This window comes from Streptodolium elevatio (assembly GCF_053592165.1).
The window spans coordinates 84134-101403 of the sequence record NZ_JBSFVE010000014.1 but is presented as its reverse complement, the minus strand read 5'-3'; the positions used below and the strand labels follow the sequence as shown (position 1 = coordinate 101403).

At 72.4% G+C, this 17270-nt stretch carries 15 protein-coding genes and 1 pseudogene; 5 read left to right on the top strand and 11 right to left on the bottom strand.

Going from position 1 to position 17270, the window contains the following annotated elements; genetic code table 11:
- Positions 1–70: 70 nt before the first annotated feature.
- The 3 genes from ACWD12_RS24870 to ACWD12_RS24860 all read right to left on the bottom strand — a co-directional run bounded on the left by ACWD12_RS24870 (position 71) and on the right by ACWD12_RS24860 (position 4061).
- Positions 71–532, bottom strand: coding sequence for an SRPBCC domain-containing protein (locus ACWD12_RS24870; protein WP_450101404.1), 462 nt, complete (start codon positions 530–532; stop codon positions 71–73).
- 131 nt (positions 533–663) lie between these two features.
- Positions 664–2163 (bottom strand): purine-cytosine permease family protein, encoded by a 1500-nt coding sequence (locus ACWD12_RS24865; RefSeq protein ID WP_450101403.1) that lies wholly within the window; start codon positions 2161–2163, stop codon positions 664–666.
- Positions 2164–2405: 242 nt separating this feature from the next.
- Positions 2406–4061, bottom strand: coding sequence for an amidohydrolase (locus tag ACWD12_RS24860; protein ID WP_450101402.1), 1656 nt, complete (start codon positions 4059–4061; stop codon positions 2406–2408).
- A 261-nt stretch (positions 4062–4322) separates the two neighbouring features.
- Here ACWD12_RS24860 and ACWD12_RS24855 point away from each other — a divergent pair, with 261 nt between their 5' ends.
- A complete protein-coding gene (locus ACWD12_RS24855) occupies positions 4323–5354 on the top strand; it encodes an Lrp/AsnC family transcriptional regulator (RefSeq protein ID WP_450101401.1) in 1032 nt (343 codons plus the stop codon).
- A gap of 126 nt (positions 5355–5480) precedes the next feature.
- Here the strand turns inward: ACWD12_RS24855 and ACWD12_RS24850 are convergent, their stop codons facing one another.
- Entirely contained in the window at positions 5481–6764 is a 1284-nt protein-coding gene (locus ACWD12_RS24850) for an aspartate aminotransferase family protein (protein WP_450101400.1), read from the bottom strand.
- 150 nt (positions 6765–6914) lie between these two features.
- On the opposite strand from ACWD12_RS24850, the gene ACWD12_RS24845 reads away from it, so the two are divergent.
- Entirely contained in the window at positions 6915–7823 is a 909-nt protein-coding gene (locus ACWD12_RS24845) for a LysR substrate-binding domain-containing protein (RefSeq protein WP_450101399.1), read from the top strand.
- Positions 7824–8027: 204 nt separating this feature from the next.
- The gene (locus ACWD12_RS24840; protein ID WP_450101398.1) at positions 8028–8492 is read left to right on the top strand and encodes a hypothetical protein; all 465 of its coding nucleotides are present in this window, start codon (positions 8028–8030) and stop codon (positions 8490–8492) included.
- Positions 8493–8594: 102 nt separating this feature from the next.
- Here ACWD12_RS24840 and ACWD12_RS24835 read toward each other — a convergent pair whose 3' ends face one another.
- Entirely contained in the window at positions 8595–10151 is a 1557-nt protein-coding gene (locus ACWD12_RS24835) for an MFS transporter (RefSeq protein WP_450101397.1), read from the bottom strand.
- Between the two features lie 193 nt (positions 10152–10344).
- Here ACWD12_RS24835 and ACWD12_RS24830 point away from each other — a divergent pair, with 193 nt between their 5' ends.
- Entirely contained in the window at positions 10345–11013 is a 669-nt protein-coding gene (locus ACWD12_RS24830; RefSeq protein WP_450101396.1) for a TetR/AcrR family transcriptional regulator, read from the top strand.
- Positions 11014–11208: 195 nt separating this feature from the next.
- Here the strand turns inward: ACWD12_RS24830 and katG are convergent, their stop codons facing one another.
- The gene (gene katG / locus ACWD12_RS24825; protein WP_450101395.1) at positions 11209–13440 is read right to left on the bottom strand and encodes a catalase/peroxidase HPI; all 2232 of its coding nucleotides are present in this window, start codon (positions 13438–13440) and stop codon (positions 11209–11211) included.
- A gap of 480 nt (positions 13441–13920) precedes the next feature.
- Here katG and ACWD12_RS24820 point away from each other — a divergent pair, with 480 nt between their 5' ends.
- Complete coding sequence (locus ACWD12_RS24820; RefSeq protein WP_450101394.1) at positions 13921–14253, top strand: YciI family protein; 333 nt, start codon at positions 13921–13923, stop codon at positions 14251–14253.
- Between the two features lie 94 nt (positions 14254–14347).
- Here ACWD12_RS24820 and ACWD12_RS24815 read toward each other — a convergent pair.
- The 5 genes and pseudogenes from ACWD12_RS24815 to ACWD12_RS24795 form a co-directional block, all read right to left on the bottom strand.
- Positions 14348–15112: pseudogene (locus ACWD12_RS24815) on the bottom strand (ABC transporter ATP-binding protein); the annotation flags it as partial.
- Positions 15105–15494, bottom strand: a complete 390-nt coding sequence (locus ACWD12_RS24810) for an oligopeptide/dipeptide ABC transporter ATP-binding protein (protein WP_450101393.1) — start codon at positions 15492–15494, stop codon at positions 15105–15107. The gene ACWD12_RS24810 and the pseudogene ACWD12_RS24815, both read right to left, overlap by 8 nt.
- On the bottom strand, positions 15491–15991 hold the full coding sequence (locus ACWD12_RS24805; RefSeq protein ID WP_450101392.1) for an ABC transporter permease: 501 nt from the start codon (positions 15989–15991) through the stop codon (positions 15491–15493). The genes ACWD12_RS24810 and ACWD12_RS24805 overlap by 4 nt, the downstream gene beginning before the upstream one ends.
- Positions 15988–16956 carry an ABC transporter permease gene (locus ACWD12_RS24800; protein ID WP_450101391.1) on the bottom strand — a complete coding sequence of 323 codons (969 nt, stop codon included), beginning with the start codon at positions 16954–16956 and terminating at the stop codon, positions 15988–15990. Before ACWD12_RS24800 ends, ACWD12_RS24805 begins: the two co-directional genes overlap by 4 nt.
- Complete coding sequence (locus ACWD12_RS24795) at positions 16953–17078, bottom strand: hypothetical protein (protein ID WP_450101390.1); 126 nt, start codon at positions 17076–17078, stop codon at positions 16953–16955. The genes ACWD12_RS24800 and ACWD12_RS24795 overlap by 4 nt, the downstream gene beginning before the upstream one ends.
- Between the last annotated feature and the right edge of the window lie 192 nt (positions 17079–17270).

Below are 17270 nucleotides of genomic sequence, written 5' to 3'. Positions count from 1 at the left end.
CGCCCCCCGTACAACCTGCATGACGTCGCGGGAAAGGCGGTCCACTGGTAGCCGTATGTGTCCCGGCCGGTCAGGGGGATTCGAGTAGGGCGGCTAGGGCGGTTAGGGACATTTGGGTGCCTTGTTCGTTGTCGGCTCGGGGGATGGTGTCGGGGATGCCCTCGTGGAGGATGCGGACCTCGGTGCCGCCGGGGACGTCGGTGAGGGTGGTGGTCAGGGTCATGGTGCCCTGGAGGGTGGGGTCGTCGGTCTCGAACTCGATTTCTTCGGCGACCAGTTCGTCGGGGACGAGGCGGGTGAAGCGGCCGTGGTACGTGTCGGTGTGCGCGCTGGTCTTGCCGACGCCGTCCGGTGCTTCGTAGGTGAGGGAGACGCGGAACCGGCCGCCTTCGCGCGGCTCGAACTCGTGGACGTGGCTGCGCATGTCGTCCGGCACCCGCCACTTGGCGACCGCTTCCGGGTCGAGCAGCGCGCGGTAGACCGCGGGGCGGGCGGCCTTGATGTGCCGGGAGACCTCGGTGGTGTACGCCATCCGGCCAACGTAACCCGCGGTGCGGACAGTGCGGCGTAGGCAAAGCGGGGGCGGGGTGCGGGCAGTCGGGCGTGGATAGTCGGGCGCGGACGCGCGCCTTCGCGGCGAGGGCGAAGGCGCGCGTCCGGGGGTTACGCGGCGGCCGGGAGGGATGTCTCGCGGACCCAGCGGCGGCCCAGGACCGCGTACGTGGCCGCGGACACGATCAGCGGCAGGAACCAGCTGAGGTCGGCGCCGTCCATGCGCGTGCTCAACCAGCCCTCGACCAGCGCCGAGTTGATGGTCAGCAGAGCCGTCGCCATGCCGGCCAGCATCGAGACGATGCCCGCGACGTTGACGCCCGCGGTGCCCCAGTAGCGGGACGCGGGGGTGCTGATGTGCACGGACTCGCGGTCGTACGTCCAGCGCCGCATCACGCCGTCGGTGATCCACACCGCGCAGAACGGGCCCGCCCAGACCACCACCAGGGCCAGGAACTCGTTGAGGGCGTGCTCGAAGTCGTAGATGAACAGGACCCAGAGGACGGCGGCGAGCGCGAGCATCGCGTCGACGGCGGTGGCGACCCAGCGCCGCGCCGGGATGCCGATGGCCTGGATGGCGAGGCCGGAGGAGTAGAACACCGAGGCGTTGTTGCCGACCGCGCCGGTGAACGACGCCACGATGTAGAGGACGAACAGCCAGCCCGGCAGCAGCGGCTCCATGCCCGCGACCGGGTCGGACAGGTCGGCGCGGGTGGCGGCGACGGCGCCGACGGTGCCGACGGTGCCCAGGAACATCACCATGCCCGCGCCGCCCGCGAAGACCGCGCGGAAGATCTTGCGGGTGGGCGTGCCGCTCGGCAGGTACCGCGCGTAGTCGGGCGCGACGACCATGTACGACAGCGGCCCGGACGAGATGAGCGCGCAGGCGATCAGCACCAGCGCGACTCCGCCCCACCCGGTGGCGGGGTCGGCCGGCTTCCAGCCCCAGTCCACGTCGCCGACGATGTTGCCGACGATCAGCAGGAAGATCAGGGTGACGGCGGCCGCGAAGTACGGCTGGACCCGGACCAGCGCGCGGTGGCCGTACACCGCGATCACGATGGATCCGCCGAGGACGACGACGGTCGCGACGACCTTGCCGAGCGCGCCGCCGGAGTCGTGCCAGCCGAGCTGGTCGAAGAGCGCGAGCATGGCGAACACGCCCAGCAGGCCGTTGACCGTCTTGAAGCCCAGCGACATCGCCCACGTGCACACCGCGTTGACGCGGTTGCCCAGCACGCCGAACGCCGCGCGGCTGAAGGCCGTCGTCGGCATGCCGGCGCGCGGGCCCGCGACCGAGCAGTACGCGACGACGCCGAAGAGCAGGTTGCCGCACGCGATCGCGATGATCGCCTGGACCAGCGACAGCCCCATCCCGACCGCGATCGAGCCCAGTACGAAGAAGAACTGGTACGCGTTGATGCCCATCCAGAACAGCCCCAGCTGGCGCGGGGTCATGTACCGGTCGGACTCCGGGATGTAGTCGTACCCGTGCTGCTCGACGCCGCCGCCGGACGCGGCGTCCCGCCCGGCCCCGGGCGGGGGTGAGCCGGTGGGCGGGGTCTTGGTGGGGGACGAGCCGGCGGGGGACCGGCCGAGTGTCGCGCTCATGATCTTGCGCCTTTCGCTGGGGAAAGCCTAAGCGGCCGGTGGGACGCCACCGGGCGGGGCGGCGAGGGGGTGGAGGGTGGGGCGAGTGGGATCGGCGGCGGTGCCTCCGGTCGTGAGGGCCGCGGGACCGGCGACGGGTTCACGGGCCGGACAAGTGGTCCGCGAGCCCGTCACGCGTCACGGGGTGCCACGAGAACTACGCGGAACACGGGGAACGCCGCGGAGGCGCAGCCGCTGCCCGGTCAGTTCGCGGACCAGGCCCGGGCGCCGCCGATCCAGGTCTCTGCCACGCCGAGCGCGGCGAAGACCGCCGGGTCGGCGACCGTGTAGGGGTCGGTGTCCATGACCACGAAGTCGGCCAGCAGTCCCGGCCGCAGCGAGCCGACGGATTGCTCGCGGTGCAGCGCGACCGCGCCGCCGATCCCGTGCGCGGCAAGGCCCTCGGCCGTCGGCAGCCGCATCTCGGGGGTGCCGAGGACGGTCCCGAGCACCGTGCGCCGGGTGGCCGCCGCGGCGGCCGACTCGAAGGGGTTGGGCCGCGCGACCGGGGCGTCCGAGCTGATCGCGAACGCCGTGCCGGCCGCGGCGAGCAGCCCGCACGGGTTGTAGCGGTGGCCCATCTCGCCGATCGCGGTCAGCGTCCCGTCACCGGTCCTCAGGTGGTGCTGCGGCTGGAGGCACGCGTGTACGCCCAGGTCGCGCATGCGGGTGATCTGCTCGTCGGTGGGCAGGCCGCAGTGCTCGATCCGGTGCCGCATGTCCGGGCGCGGGGTGTCGGCCTGCGCCTTCTCGACCGCGTCGAGGACCATGCCGATCGCGAACGGGGACTGCGCGTGGGTGGCGGTCTGCAGGCCCGCGGCGTGCGCGCGCCGCAGGAGGTCCGCGTACTCGCCGGGCTCGTGGTAGAGCTGGCCGTGGTGGCAGCAGTCGTGCGCGTACCCCTCGGGGAAGTACGCCGTCCACCCGCCGAGCGTGCCGTCCGCGTAGAGCTTGACGCCCTGCACGAGCAGCCGGTCGTCGCCCAGCGCGCGGCCGAGCCCGAGGTCGAGCGCGTCGTCGAGCATCGCCGAGGTGAGGTACGCGGACACCCGCATCCGCAGGTCGCCGCCGTCCCGGGCGCGCAGGTACGTCTCCAGCTCCCGGCGTGAGACCTGCGCGTCGCCGACCGTGGTGACCCCCGCCGCGAGGAAGTGCTCCTGGGCGCGCAGCAGGTGGCCGCGCATCTCGTCCTCGGGGTCGTCGAGGTGGAAGTTCGGGCCGTGGTTGGTGATCTTGACGCCGTCGTCGCCGGTGATGAGGTCGCAGGCGCCGTCCCACAGTTCGCCGTTGGGCGTGCCGTCGGGGTGGCGCCCGATGCGGCCGCCGACCGGGTCGGGCGACTCGCGGGTGATGCCGTACTTCCGGAGGGTGAAGGTGTTGACGACCCCGCCGTGCCCGGACGCGTTCATGACGTAGACCTCGCGGTCGTCGGCGACGCGGTCGAGGTCGGCGGCGACCGGGTGGCGGCCCTCGGCGAGGCGGCGGTGCTCGTACCCGAAGCCGCGTACCGGCGTGTCCGGGCGCAGGTTGCCGGCGAAGCGCCGCATCACCGCGACGAGGGTGTCGATGTCGGGCACGAGTTCGGGGCGGAGGTCGGCCCAGGCGAGGTTCTGGCCGTACATGACCGGGTGGCAGTGCGCGTCGGTGAACCCGGGCAGTACGGTCCGCCCGGCCAGGTCCAGTTCGGCATCGACGCGCCCGAGCGCGGCCCGGCAGTCGGCGGCGGTGCCCGCGTGCACGATCCGGTCGCCCCGGACGGCGAGGGCTTCGACGGCACCGAGCGGGCCGCCGGTGTGCACGGTTCCTCCCGCGACCAGCAGGGTCCGCTCGCGGTCCGGCGTCGTGGTGGCGCTTCGCATGATCCTTCGCCCTTCGTAGTGCTCAATCGAGAGCGAATCATCTGCCGGATTAACCACAGGCGAACGTTTCGCTCGCGATGACCATAGGGAATGAACGAAGCGTTGGCCAGAGTCAATCTGAGGAGATGATCCGATCGTTACCTTGAATCGGGCGAACGAATCGTCTGCCGGGCCCGCGCCACGCGGACGATTCGTCGCCCCACGGCCCTGAACCGTCACACTGGGACCGCCACCGTTCCTCCGCCCCGGGAGTCCGCCCACGTGCGCCGCGCCGACGAACCCATCCCGCACGACCACGCGCCCCACGGCACCCCCGCCACAGCCGCGGCCGCAGCCGCCGGCACGGCCCTGGACCCGGCGCAGGGCCCGGATCCAGGCACGGCCGACTTCGACCGTGTGGCCCTGGACCGGGTGGACAAAGCCCTCGTCGCGGAACTCCAGCGGGACGGCCGGCAGACGTACGAGGCACTGGCCGCCGCGGTCGGCGTCTCCCGCGCCGCCGCGAGATCCCGCGTCCTGCGCCTGCTCGACGCCCGGCTGGTACGCGTCGTCGCCGTCGTCCACCCCCGCGTCGCGGGCCGCACGTCCATCGCGCACCTCGCGGTGACCGCCGACGGACCCGCCGGGCCCGTCGCACGCGGCATCGCCGATCTGCCCGAGTCGGTGTTCGTGACGCTGACCGCGGGCCGCGCCGCCGTCGCGGCCGAGGTGCGCGCGGACTCCTTCGAGGCCCTGTCCCGCGCCGTCGACCGCGTGCGCGCCCTCCCGGGCGTCGCCGCCGCCGACGCGCTGCCCTACACGCGCGTCGTCAAGGACCCCTACGCGCTGCCCCACGACCTGGACACCGCCGCGACCGAGACGGACGAACTCGACCGCGCCATCATGGCGTTGCTGGAACAGGACGGGCGCCAGTCGTTCGCCGACCTCGCCGCCCGCGTCGGGCTGTCGGCCGGCGCCACCCGGGCACGCACCCTGCGCATGCTGGACGCAGGGGTCTTCCGCGTCGTCGCCCTTGTGGAACCCGGCGTCCTGGGCGCCACGCGACTGCTGGGCACGGCGCTGAGCGTGGCCGGGCCCGACGCGCTCACCGCACTGACCGCCGCGGACGGCGTGCAGTTCGTGGCCACCTGCCTGGGCCGGGCCGATGCGGTGGCCACGCTCGGCGCCGACAGCACCGCGGCGGTGCTGGACGTCCTGGAGGACGTGCGCCGGCTGCCCGGCGTACGCGTGCTCGACTCCTGGCTGCACATGCGCATGGTCAAGGAGCGCTACGACGTCCGGAACGGCGGCTGAACCACCGCGTCGCCTGGCACGCCTCGGAAGCCTGGTAGGCCTCGGAGCCTGGTATGCCCCGGAGTCCGATACAGCTCAGAGCCTGGTGCGGCTCACACCTTGGCTCGGCTCACAGCTTGGTCCGGCTCACAACTTGGTCCGGCGCAGCGCGTCGTCCAGGATCTCGGCGGCCGTGTCGATCTCGTCGTCGCTCACCGTCAGCGGCGGCGCGACCCGCGCGCAGGCGCTCATCGGACCCGACTGGCTGCGCACGATGTTCATGCACAGCCCGGCCTTCTCGCACACGGCCGTCACGGCATCGCCGAACTCCGAGGCGGGCTCCCGGGTTTCCCGGTCCCGTACGAACTCGACGCCCCACAGCAGGCCGAGGCCGCGCACGTCGCCGATCGCCTCGTGCCGCTTCTGCAACTCACGCAGGTGACCGCCCAGTCGCTCGCCCCGCTCGCGCGCCTTCGCCACCAGGCCCTCGTCCCGCACGACGTCGAGCACCGCGAGACCGGCCGCCGCCGGGAGCGGGTCGGACTGGTGGGACGTGAAGTAGAACAGCCCCTTGTCGTACGCCGCCTGCTCGATCTCCGCCGTCGTCACCACCGCGCTGATCGGCAGGCCGCCGCCCAGCGACTTCGACAGCGTCACGAACTCCGGCTGGAAATCGAAGAGTTCAAAGCCGAACATGGCTCCCAGGCGGCCGAAGCCGGTCTGTGCCTCGTCCAGGACCACCGGCATGCCGCGGTCCCGGGCCAGGCCCGCGAGCCGGGCGAAGTAGCCGGGCGGTGGGACGATCACGCCGCCCGCGGACAGCACCGGTTCGGCGATGACGGCGGCCGGCGCGCCGGTGGTCTGCTCGTCGAACTGCTCGAACCCGACCTCCAGGCAGGTCGTGTCGCAGGTGTCGGAGCAGTGCCGGATCGGGCAGCGGTACGCGTACGGCGCGGGCAGCGCGAACGCCCCCGGCGCCAAAGGCCCGTGGCCGCGCCGCGCGGCCGCGTACGTGACCGCCTGCGATCCCATCGTCATGCCGTGCCAGCTGCGCGTCAGGCCCAGCACCTCGAAGCCGCCGGTGGCGAGCTTGGCCATGCGCAGCGCGGCCTCGTTCGCCTCGCCGCCCGTGCTCAGCAGCATGACCCGGTCCAGGCCCTCCGGCATGAGTCCCACCAGGGTCTCCGCGAGGTCCAGGACCGGGGTGGACAGCATGCGGGAGTTCAGGTGCACGGTCTCGCGCAGCGAGCGCTCGATCGCCTCCGTGACGTGCGGGTGCGAGTGGCCGACGGTCGCGCAGAGCTGTCCCGACGTGAAGTCCAGGACGCGGCGTCCGTCGGCCGTCTCCAGCCACGACCCCGACGCGCGCGTGATCACCTCGGGCCAGAAGGCACCGGCATAACGGACCATCAGTTGCGCGCGTGGGTCCATGACTTGGCTCCTCGGATGGGGTGCGCGGCGCCGCCCGCCGCGCCGGGCGCCGCCTGCCGCCGGGTGCCCGCTCTCCCGACGATGCTCCCCGCCGGGATCCGTCGAAACCAGCGCATCTTTTCGACGGATTCACCTGGCAGTATTCGCACGATGATGGACCTGCACCGGTTGCGCCTGCTGAGCGAACTGCGCCGTCGCGGCACCGTCGCCGCGGTGGCGCGGGCGCTGGCCTACAGTCCCTCGACCGTTTCGCACCAACTGGCGGCCCTACAGCGCGAGGCGGGCACGGAACTGCTCCGGCGGGAGGGGCGGCTGCTGCGCCTGACCCCGGCGGCGTACGTGCTCGCCGACCACGCCGACGCCCTCCTCGCCCGCATGGAGCAGGCCGAGGCCGAAGTCGCCGCCACGGCGGGCTTGGTCGCCGGTGTCGTACGCGTGGCCTGCTTTCCGACGGCGGTCAGCCTGGTCGGCCCGGCCATCGCCCATCTCGCCCGGCACCACCCGGCGGTACGTGTCCAGACGACGGTCACCGAACCGCACATCGCACTCGACATGCTGGAGAGCCGCAGCTGCGACCTGGCGATATGCGACGAGTTCGACGCGGACCCGCGCCCCCGCGTCCCCGGCCTGCACTTCGCCGAACTGGATCCGGACCGCATCTGGCTCGTCGTGCCGCGCGACCATCCGCAGGCCGGCGCGTCCGCCGCCCGCATCGGCGAACTGGCGGACGAGGTCTGGGCCGGCGGTCCCACCGAGACCAGTCACGGCCGGATCGTCGCCGAAGTGTGCCGGGAGCGCGGCGGCTTCACGCCCGACATCCGGCACCGCACGTCCGATGCACAGGCGTTGCTGTTCCTGGTCGGTGCGGGGCAGGCCGTCACGCTGCTGCCGGAGTTGGCGCGCCCGGAGCAGGCGACAGAGGTCGCGGCGGTGGCGATCGAGGGCCCGCCGGTCGTACGGCGCATCCTGGCGGTCGTCCGCGACACGGCGCTGCGCGACCCGGCGGTGAGTGCGGTACGGGCCGCTCTGCGCCCGCCTGGCCGCCCGGCATCGGCGTAAGCCGCACGGCTGCACGCGTCGCGCACGGCTGCACAGCCGCACACGCCGCATGCGCCGCACACGCCGCACGGCCCGCACCTGCCTGCGTACCCGCATTACCTATACGCGACCGATTCCCCGTCCTCACGGCACTCGTAGCGTTCTGGTCACGGAACACGAACCGCACCACACAGCGGTAAATGCCAACGAAGGGACGTGGTGACCATGTCGACCAACGTGATCGGCGCGACGATCGGCGGGCTCCGGACCTACCGCGCGGACCGCCAGGGATTCCTGCGCTCGGTCCTCTACCTGGACGCGATCGTCACGGGTGCCAACGGTGTCGCGTACCTCGCACTCGCCCAGGTGCTCGACTCCTTCCTCGGCATCGACGCCGCGGTGCTCTACGGAATCGGCGCCTTCCTCACCCTCTACGCGATCGACGTGGCGCTGGTCGCCCGCAAGGCCGCCATCAGCCGCGCCGCGGTCGTCGTGATCGTGCTCCTCAACGCCGCATGGGCCATCGGCAGCATCACCCTCGCGGTGACCGACACGTTGACGATGACCACCGTCGGTACGACGTGGGCCATCATGCAGGCCGCGGTGGTGGCGCTGTTCGCCGATCTGCAGTTGATGGGCCTGCGCACCAAGACGAGGTCCCAGGCCACCCCCGAGGGGGCCCGCGGCTGACCGTGCCGCCGTCGCCCCCGCCCAGTTGCGGGCGTGCGGCCGGCCGTACGCGGCCCGCAACCGAAGACCCGCCCGGCGCCTGTGACGCGCCGGGCGGGTTTCTCAGTGCGCCGTCGCCCGTGGCTGCGATGGGTCCGGCCTGCCCGCCGGGAGCAGCACCGGTCCGGCCACCGCGACGGCGGCGGCGATGACCGCGGCGGCGGTGAACGCGTCGCCGAATCCGCCCGTCCCGGCCGACGGCCCGCCCGTCAGGCTCGCACCGGCGACCGTCGCGATCACCGCGACGCCCAGTGCCGCGCCGAGTTCGTGCGCGGTGCCGACCAATCCCGACGCGGTGCCCGTCTCCCGGTGGTCGAGCCCGGTCATGGCCGCCGTCGTCGCGCACACGAACCCGGCGCCAAGGCCCAGAGACAGCAGGGCGAATCCGGGGACGAGGCCAGACCAGACGCCACTGTCCGCGGACAACCCGGCCAGCAGGCCCGCGCCGACGGCGGCGACCGCGAACGCGGCGGTGCCGACCGTACGCCACCCGAACCGGCCCACCGCGACGCCGCCCAGGTGAGCGCCGACCGTCACGGCAACGGCCACCGGCAGGAACGCCAGACCGGTCTTGAGCGCCGAGTAGCCCGCGACGTGCTGGAGGTAGAACGAGCACAGGAAGAACGCCGAGATGAGCAGCCCCGACGCGGCCAGCATCACGACGCTGCCGCCCCACAAGCTACGACGGGCGAGAACTTCGAGGTGTACCAGCGGATTTCGGGCGCGGCGCTCGACCGCGACGAACACCGCCGTACACATGAGGGCGGAAGCCAGAGGGGCGAGCGTGGACGGAGCGTCGAAGCCGTGGTCGCGCGCCCGCACCAGGCCGTAGATCAGCAGCGCGGGCGCCGCGGTCAGGGCGAGCGCCCCGGGCAGGTCGAGTGGTACGCGTTCGGGCGACGGCCCCACCAGGGACGCCGCCCCGCCGATCAGCACCGGAACCCCGATCAGCGCGACCAGCCCGGCGGGCACGTTGACGAAGAAGACCCACTCCCAGCCCGGCCCGGACACGAACACCCCGCCGAGCAGCACCCCGACCGCCGATCCCGCGCCGCCGACGGCCGCCCACACGCCGAGCGCCTTGGTACGCGCCGGCCCGTGGAACAGCGTTGTGATCAGCGCCATCGCCGCGGGGGAGAGGAGTGCCGCGCCCACGCCCTGGGCGGAGCGTGCGGCTATGAGCAGCCCGCCGTCGGAGGCGAGGCCCGACGCCACGGACGCCGCGGTGAACACCCCCAGTCCGACCAGGAACATGCGCAACTTGCCCACCGCATCGGACAGTCGGCCGCCGAGCAGGAGGAGGCTACCGAAGAAGAGCGTGTACGCGGTGACGACCCACGTCAACGCCGAGCCGTCCAGATCGAGTTCGTCGCCGATGGTGGGCAGCGCGACGTTCACCACCGTCACGTCGGCGACCAGCATGAACTGGGCGAGGCACAGCAGAACGAGGAGGCGTCCGCGGCCGGGGAGGTCCGGCGGCGGCTCGTGGTGGTGACCGACGGCGTGCGGATCGCCGCCTTGGCGCTCGTGACCGTGCCGCGGCTCTCCGCTCCCCTCGGACGCCGAGGCGGAGCCGGCCGACGAGGCAGGCGGGACATGCGGGTTCGGTTCGGAATGCACGGGTGCCGCTCCCTAAACTTAACAGCAGTGTTAGGGATAACGTAGGCGGCGTCACCACCAAATGTGAACACCTCTGTTAAGTTTGTTGTCTGCCGGCAGATCGGCAGAGCAGCGCCTGAGCAGAGCCGCGGATGGGCAGAGCAGCCGGCGGGCAGCGGCGGACCGACGGGCCGCCACCGACGAGGAGGCAGCAGTGGCAGGACGCCCGGCAGGGCAGCAAGCGGCCGGACAGTCGGCGGGGGAGTCCGCAGGGCAGTCCGCGGAGCATCCGGCAAAGGGCGCGGCGGCACCCGAGCGGCCCCGGCGGCGCGACGCGGAGCGCAACGCCGCCGCGATCGTCGACGCCGGCCTGACCTGCCTGCTGGCCGACCCGCAAGCGGGGATGGCGGCCATCGCACGGGCCGCGGGCGTCAGCCGGGTCACGCTCTACGCGCACTTCCCCACGCGCGAAAGCCTGTTGGAGGCAGCCCTCGACCGATCGGTCGCGGAAGCGGTGGACGCGGTGGCCGGTACGACCGACTCGGGCCCGGCCGACGAAGCGCTCGCCGGGCTCATCCGCTCGTCATGGCAGGTCCTCGACCGCCACGCGTCCCTCTTCACCGCTGTGTCGGCATCGCTGACGCCCGATCAGATGCGGGAGCGCCACGAGCGGATCCTCGCGCCCGTCCACCGACTCGTGCTGCGGGGGCGGCGCGACGGCGTCTTCCGCGACGACGTGCCGGCGACCTGGCTGGTAACCGTCCTCTACAGCCTGGTGCACGCGGCCGCGGCCGAAATGCAGGCAGGGCGGCTGTCTTCGCGGGAGGCCCCCGACCTGCTCGTCACGACCGTCCTGGCCACCTGGCGCCCGCAGCCGACGTAGTACCGCGCGTACAGCCGACGTGGCCACCGACGCCGACCCGGGCGCCGAACCCAGGGCGCAACCCAGCGCGCAACCCGACGCAGACCTGCCGCCCAGGCCACCGTGGACCGGCCGTCGACAGACGCACAAAAGCAGCGTCCAGCCCGGTCCGTCGGGACCGGCCTGGACGCCGCTGTCACTTCTCCCCGCGAACCGTCAGACGCGCACGTCGAACCGGTCGAGGTCCATCACCTTGGCCCACGCCGCGACGAAGTCCTTCACGAACTTCTCCTTCGCGTCGTCGCTCGCGTACACCTCGGCCAGCGCCCGCAGTTCGGAGTTCGACCCGAAGACGAGGTCGACCCGGCTCGCGGTCCACTTGACCTCGCCCGAGGCGTCGCGGCCCTCGAAGGAGTTCGCGTCCTCCGACTCCGGCGTCCACGTCGTCCCCATGTCGAGCAGGTTGACGAAGAAGTCGTTGGTCAGCGTGCCCGGGGTCGCGGTGAACACGCCCTGCTGCGACTGCTGGTGGTTCGCGCCGAGCACCCGCAGACCGCCGACCAGGACCGTCAGCTCCGGCGCGCTCAGCGTCAGCAGGTTCGCCCGGTCGAGCAGCAGGTACTCGGCCGGCAGCCGGTTGCCCTTGCCGAGGTAGTTGCGGAACCCGTCCGCGGTCGGCTCGAGCGCGGCGAACGACTCGACGTCCGTCTGGTCCTGCGTGGCGTCGACCCGGCCCGGCGTGAACGGCACCTCGACCTGGACGCCGCCGTCCCGGGCCGCCTTCTCCACCGCGGCCGCGCCCGCGAGCACGACCACGTCGGCGAACGAGACCCGCTTGCCGTTGCTCTGCCCCGAGTTGAAGGCCTCCTGCACGCCCTCGAGGGTGCGCAGCACCGTCGCGAGCTGGTCCGGGTCGTTGGCCTCCCAATCGCGCTGCGGCTCCAGGCGGACGCGTCCGCCGTTCGCGCCGCCGCGCATGTCGCTGCCGCGGTACGTCGACGCCGACGCCCACGCAGCCGACACCAGCTGCGCCACCGACAGGCCCGACGCGAGGATCTTCTCCTTGATCGACGCCACGTCCGCGGCGTCGATCGCGTCGTAATCGGCGGCCGGCAGCGGGTCCTGCCACAGCAGGGTCTCGCTCGGGACCTCCGGGCCGAGGTAGCGCACGATCGGGCCCATGTCGCGGTGCGTCAGCTTGTACCAGGCCCGCGCGAACGCGTCCGCGAACTCCTCGGGGTTCGCGTGGAAGCGGCGCGAGATCACCTCGTACGCCGGGTCGAAGCGCAGCGACAGGTCCGTCGTGAGCATCGTCGGGGCGTGCGTCTTGGCCGGGTCGTGCGGGTCGGGAACGGTACCCGCGCCGCCGCCGTCCTTCGGCCGCCACTGGTTCGCGCCGGCCGGGCTCTGGAACAGCTCCCACTCGTACCCGAAGAGGATGTCGAAGAAGGTGTTGTCCCAGGTGGTCGGGGTGTTGGTCCAGATGCCCTCGAGGCCGCTGGTGATGGCGTCGCCGCCCACGCCGCTGCCGTGGGTGCTCTTCCAGCCGAAGCCCTGCTGCTCGACGGGCGCGGCCTCCGGGTCGGGCCCGACGCTCTCGGCCGGCCCCGCGCCGTGCGTCTTGCCGAAGGTGTGGCCGCCCGCGATCAGCGCGACCGTCTCCTCGTCGTTCATCGCCATGCGGCGGAACGTCTCCCGGATGTCGCGGGCCGCCGCGATCGGGTCCGGGTTGCCGTTCGGACCCTCGGGGTTGACGTAGATGAGGCCCATCTGCACCGCGCCGAGCGGGCTCTCCAGCTCGCGGTCGCCGGTGTAGCGCTCGTCGTCCAGCCAGACGGACTCCGGGCCCCAGTAGACGTCCTCCTCCGACTCCCAGACGTCCTCGCGGCCGCCGCCGAAGCCGAAGGTCTTGAAGCCCATGGTCTCCAGCGCGACGTTGCCGGTGAGGACCATGAGGTCGGCCCACGACAGGCTTTGGCCGTACTTCTTCTTCACCGGCCACAGCAGGCGGCGCGCCTTGTCCAGGTTGCCGTTGTCCGGCCAGCTGTTGAGCGGCGCGAAGCGCTGCTGGCCGGCCCCGGCGCCGCCGCGGCCGTCGCTGATGCGGTACGTCCCGGCGCTGTGCCACGCCATCCGGATCATGAGCGGGCCGTAGTGGCCGAAGTCGGCGGGCCACCAGTCCTGCGAGGTGGTCAGCACCTCCGCGATGTCGCGCTTCACGGCGGCCAGGTCGAGGGTGTTGAACGCCTTGGCGTAGTCGAACTCCTCGCCCAGCGGGTTCGCCACGGCGGGGTTCTTCGCGAGGATCTTCAGGTTCAGCCGCTCCGGCCACCACTGGCTGTTGCCGCCACCCTGCGTCGGGTGCGGCGCGCGCCCGTGTGCGACCGGGCAGCCTCCGCCGCCCTCCGTCTTCGCGTCTGTGACGATTGCGTCGTGGTTCTCGGACATCGGAAGTCCCTCCGGGCTAGGCGGATCACGCTGCACAGGTACTGCGTGCCAGTGCACATTCGAGGCCCGGGCTCCAGGCGTGGGAGCCCGCGTCCTCTCCGATCGAGAAGCTGTGGTCGGCAGGCGCGAACAGGTGGGGCGACCCGACTCCCGGACGGCGGACACGACCGCCGGTCACGCCGATCCGGTGCGCGGCGCGGCGGAATCGCCCCGCGGCGCCCGGCGGCGCAAGACGGATGCCGGACACCCGGAATCCGGCGCCACGCGGTCGGCGGGCGGCGGCTGGGGCCTGGATCGCGCTCATAGCCCAAGCTAACTTCGCAGAGACGAACGATTCAAGGCTACTAACGACTCAAGTATGAGTGTCGCGTCCAGGCGATGTTTGCCCCGAAATGCCGAGGGGCCGTCACCGATGAGTTCCGGCGCCCGTCCCGGTCACCACTTGTGTCAGGACAGGGACGCAGCGAAGGAGAATCCGCGATGCCGAAGTTCGTCACCATCGGGTACGGCGACCAGGCAGGTTACGACCGCACCGACGCCTCGGTGCGCGACGCCGCACACGCCCACGACGACGGCCTCCGCGGCGCCGGGGCCGACATGGGGATCGCCGATTCCCCCGTACAGGTCCGCAACACCGACGGCCACGGTGTGACCGTCGAACGCGGCTCGTTCATGGCCTCGGCACTCCCGGTCGCCGGGTTCGCCCTCATCGAGGCCGCGACGCTGGAGGAGGCGGTGGAACTCGCGGCCAAGACGCCCTGCGCCGTCGCGCACGGTGTCGTCGAGGTGTGGCCCCTGCGCGACACGCCGTAGGCACGACGGCTACCGGCGCGGCTACCGGGCACGGCTGACAGAGCACGGCTGTCAGGGCGCGGCTACAGGGCGCGGCGGGCGGTGGCATGGCGTGGGGGTCCCAGCCCGGGCGGGGGACCGAGTCGAGCAGCAGCCGGGTGTACGGGTGGCTCGGCCGGGCCAGCACGTCCGCCGTCCCGCCCGCCTCCACGACCCTGCCGTGCCGCATCACGATCACCTCGTCGGTGACGACGCGCACCACACCCAGGTCGTGGGTGATGAAGAGGTAGCCGACCGCCGTCTGTTCGCGGATGTCGGCCAGCAGGTTGAGGATCTGCGCCTGGACCGATACGTCCAGTGCGGCCACCGCCTCGTCCAGCACCAGGATCGCGGGCTCCACGGCCAGGGCCCGGGCGATGGCGACGCGCTGGCGCTGTCCGCCCGACAGTTCGCGCGGGCGCGCGTCCGCGGCCCGGGTGCCGAGGCCCACCTGGTCGAGGAGCCGGCGGATACGCGCGGCGTGGTCGGTTCCCGGGAAGTGCAGCTTCAGCGTCTCGCGCAGCACCGCCTCGACGCTGGTGCGCGGGTCGAGGGACAGGAACGGGTCCTGGAAGACCATCTGGACCTGCCGGGCCCTGGCGAGCCGGGCCGCGCGGCCGAGCGCCGCGCCGGTCCGGTCGCGCCCCTGGACGTGGACCGTCCCCGCGTCGGCCCGCTCCAGACCGACGACGATCCGTGCGGTCGTGGTCTTCCCGGAGCCGGACTCGCCGACGATGCCGAGCGAACCGCCCGACGCCAGCGTGAAGGACACGTCGTCGACGGCTTTCACGTCGCCGAAAGCACGGCACAAACCGGCGACTTCAAGCAGATTGTCAGGCATCGACAGACTTCCCTTCGAGTCGGCTGCCCGCCAGCGCATCGCTGTGGTGGCACGCCGCGCGGCGTGCTGGCACCCCCGGCGCCGGGGTCGCCGACGGCGCCTCCCGCCCGCACAGGTCGGTCGCGAACGCGCACCGGGCCGCGAACGCGCACCCCGTCAACTCCTCGCGCAGGTCCGGCGGTTGCCCGTCGATCGCGGCCAGTCGACGCGGGGGTGGCCCCTCGGAGGAGGGCGACGGCGTGGAGCCCAGCAATGCCGCGGTGTACGGGTGCCGCGGCCGCGCGAACAACTCCTCGGCGGGCCCCGTCTCGACGACGCGTCCCGCGTACATCACGTACACGCGGTCGCTGATCGCCGCCGCGAGACCCAGGTCGTGGGTCACGAACAGCAGCCCCGTACCGAAGCGTTGCCGCAGATCGGTGAGCAGCGCGACCACTTCGGCCTGGGTGGTGACGTCAAGCGCGGTCGTCGGCTCATCGGCGAGCAGCAGCGCGGGAACGCCAGCGCGAGTTCCGAACCGCGCGACAGCACCGAGTCCAGCCACCCGCCCCGCCGGCCCGCCGCCACGCCGACCGCGGCGCCCAGCACGGTGGAGAAGACCACCACGCCGAGCGGGCCGAGCAGCGACGTACGCGCGCCCTCGACGATCCGCGACAGCGTGTCGCGGCCCGCGGAGTCCACCCCGAGCAGGTGGTCGCCGGACGGCGGCGCGAGCGCGTCGCCCAGCTCGACCGCATTGGGGTCGTGCGGCGCGATCCACGGGGCGAGCAGCGCGACCAGGACCACGAGCCCGACGAAGCCGGCGCTGATCACGTAGAGCAGGGCGTGCTTGGTGCGGACCCGGGCCAGACCGGGCCGCCGTACGAGAGTCATGGTCATGATGAGGACCGCGTTCCGAGGGTGATGCGCGGATCGACCAGCGGGAGCAGCAGGTCGACGACGAGGTTCACGGTCATGAAGAGCCCGATGATGATCAGGCAGATCGTCTGGACCGTGGGGAAGTCCTTGGTGGTGGCCGCCAGTTCGAGCAGCTGGCCGATGCCGCCGACGCTGAACGCGGTCTCCACCAGGACGGTGCACACCATCAGCGTGGAGACGATCAGCCCCGCCGTGGTCAGCACCGCGCCCAGCGCGTTGCGGAAGACGTGCCGCCGGACCACGTGCCGCTCCGGTACGCCCCGGCTGCGGGCGACGACGACGTGCTCGCCCTCCAGCGCCTCCAGCATCGCCGAGCGGGTGACCCGGGCGAGCAGCCCCGCCAGGTAGAGCGCCAGGGCGAGAGAGGGCAGGGTCAGGTGCCACATCATCTGTCCGATGCCGTGCCCGCTTCCGCTTCCGCTGCCGCTGCTCGGGAACCACCCCAACTCGACCGCGAAGAAGCCCTGGAGCAGGATCGCGGCGACGAACGCGGGCGTGCCGACCGCGAGGGTGGTGCCGACCAGGACCGTGGAGTCCACCGCGCCGCCGCGCACCGCGGCGAGCCAGCCGAGGGCGAGGCCGAGCAGGACCACCAGGACCAGCGCCATGCCGACCAGCAGCAGCGTGGTGGGCAGCCGTGACGAGAGCAGATCGGACACGTCGGTGCGGTACTCGAGCGACCGCCCGAAGTCGCCGTGCAGCACATTGCCGAGCCAGCGGAGGTACTGCTCCAGGAACGGGTCGTCCAGGTGGTACTGCCTTTCGATCGCCGCCAGGGCGGCCGGGGACGACGACCGCCCCGCGAGGAGGAAACTCGCCGGGTTGCCCGGCGCCAGGTACATCGCACCGAAGACCACGAACGAGGCGCCGAGCAGGGTGACGGCCATTTCGAGGAGCCGCCGTACGGCGAATCTCAGCAGGTTCACCCCGCGGCCCCCACATCGGCCGCCCACGGGTAGTACATGTACGCGATCGTCGTGGGCGCCCCGGTGATCCTCTTGTTGAGGAAGACCGACGACGGCCACTCGGCGACCGGCACCCACAGCATCTCGCCTTCGGGGTCAGCGAGTTGGTGACGGTGCCGTTGCCGGCCAGCGCGGTCTGCACGAAGCCGCCGCGGTCCAGTGCCAGCGACGTGGCCTGGCGCACCCGGACGTCGCCGAGCGGGCCCGTCATGCTGGTCACGTTGACATTGACGGTGCTGAGGCCCTCGCCGAAGTACAGCGTGCCCGCCCCGCTG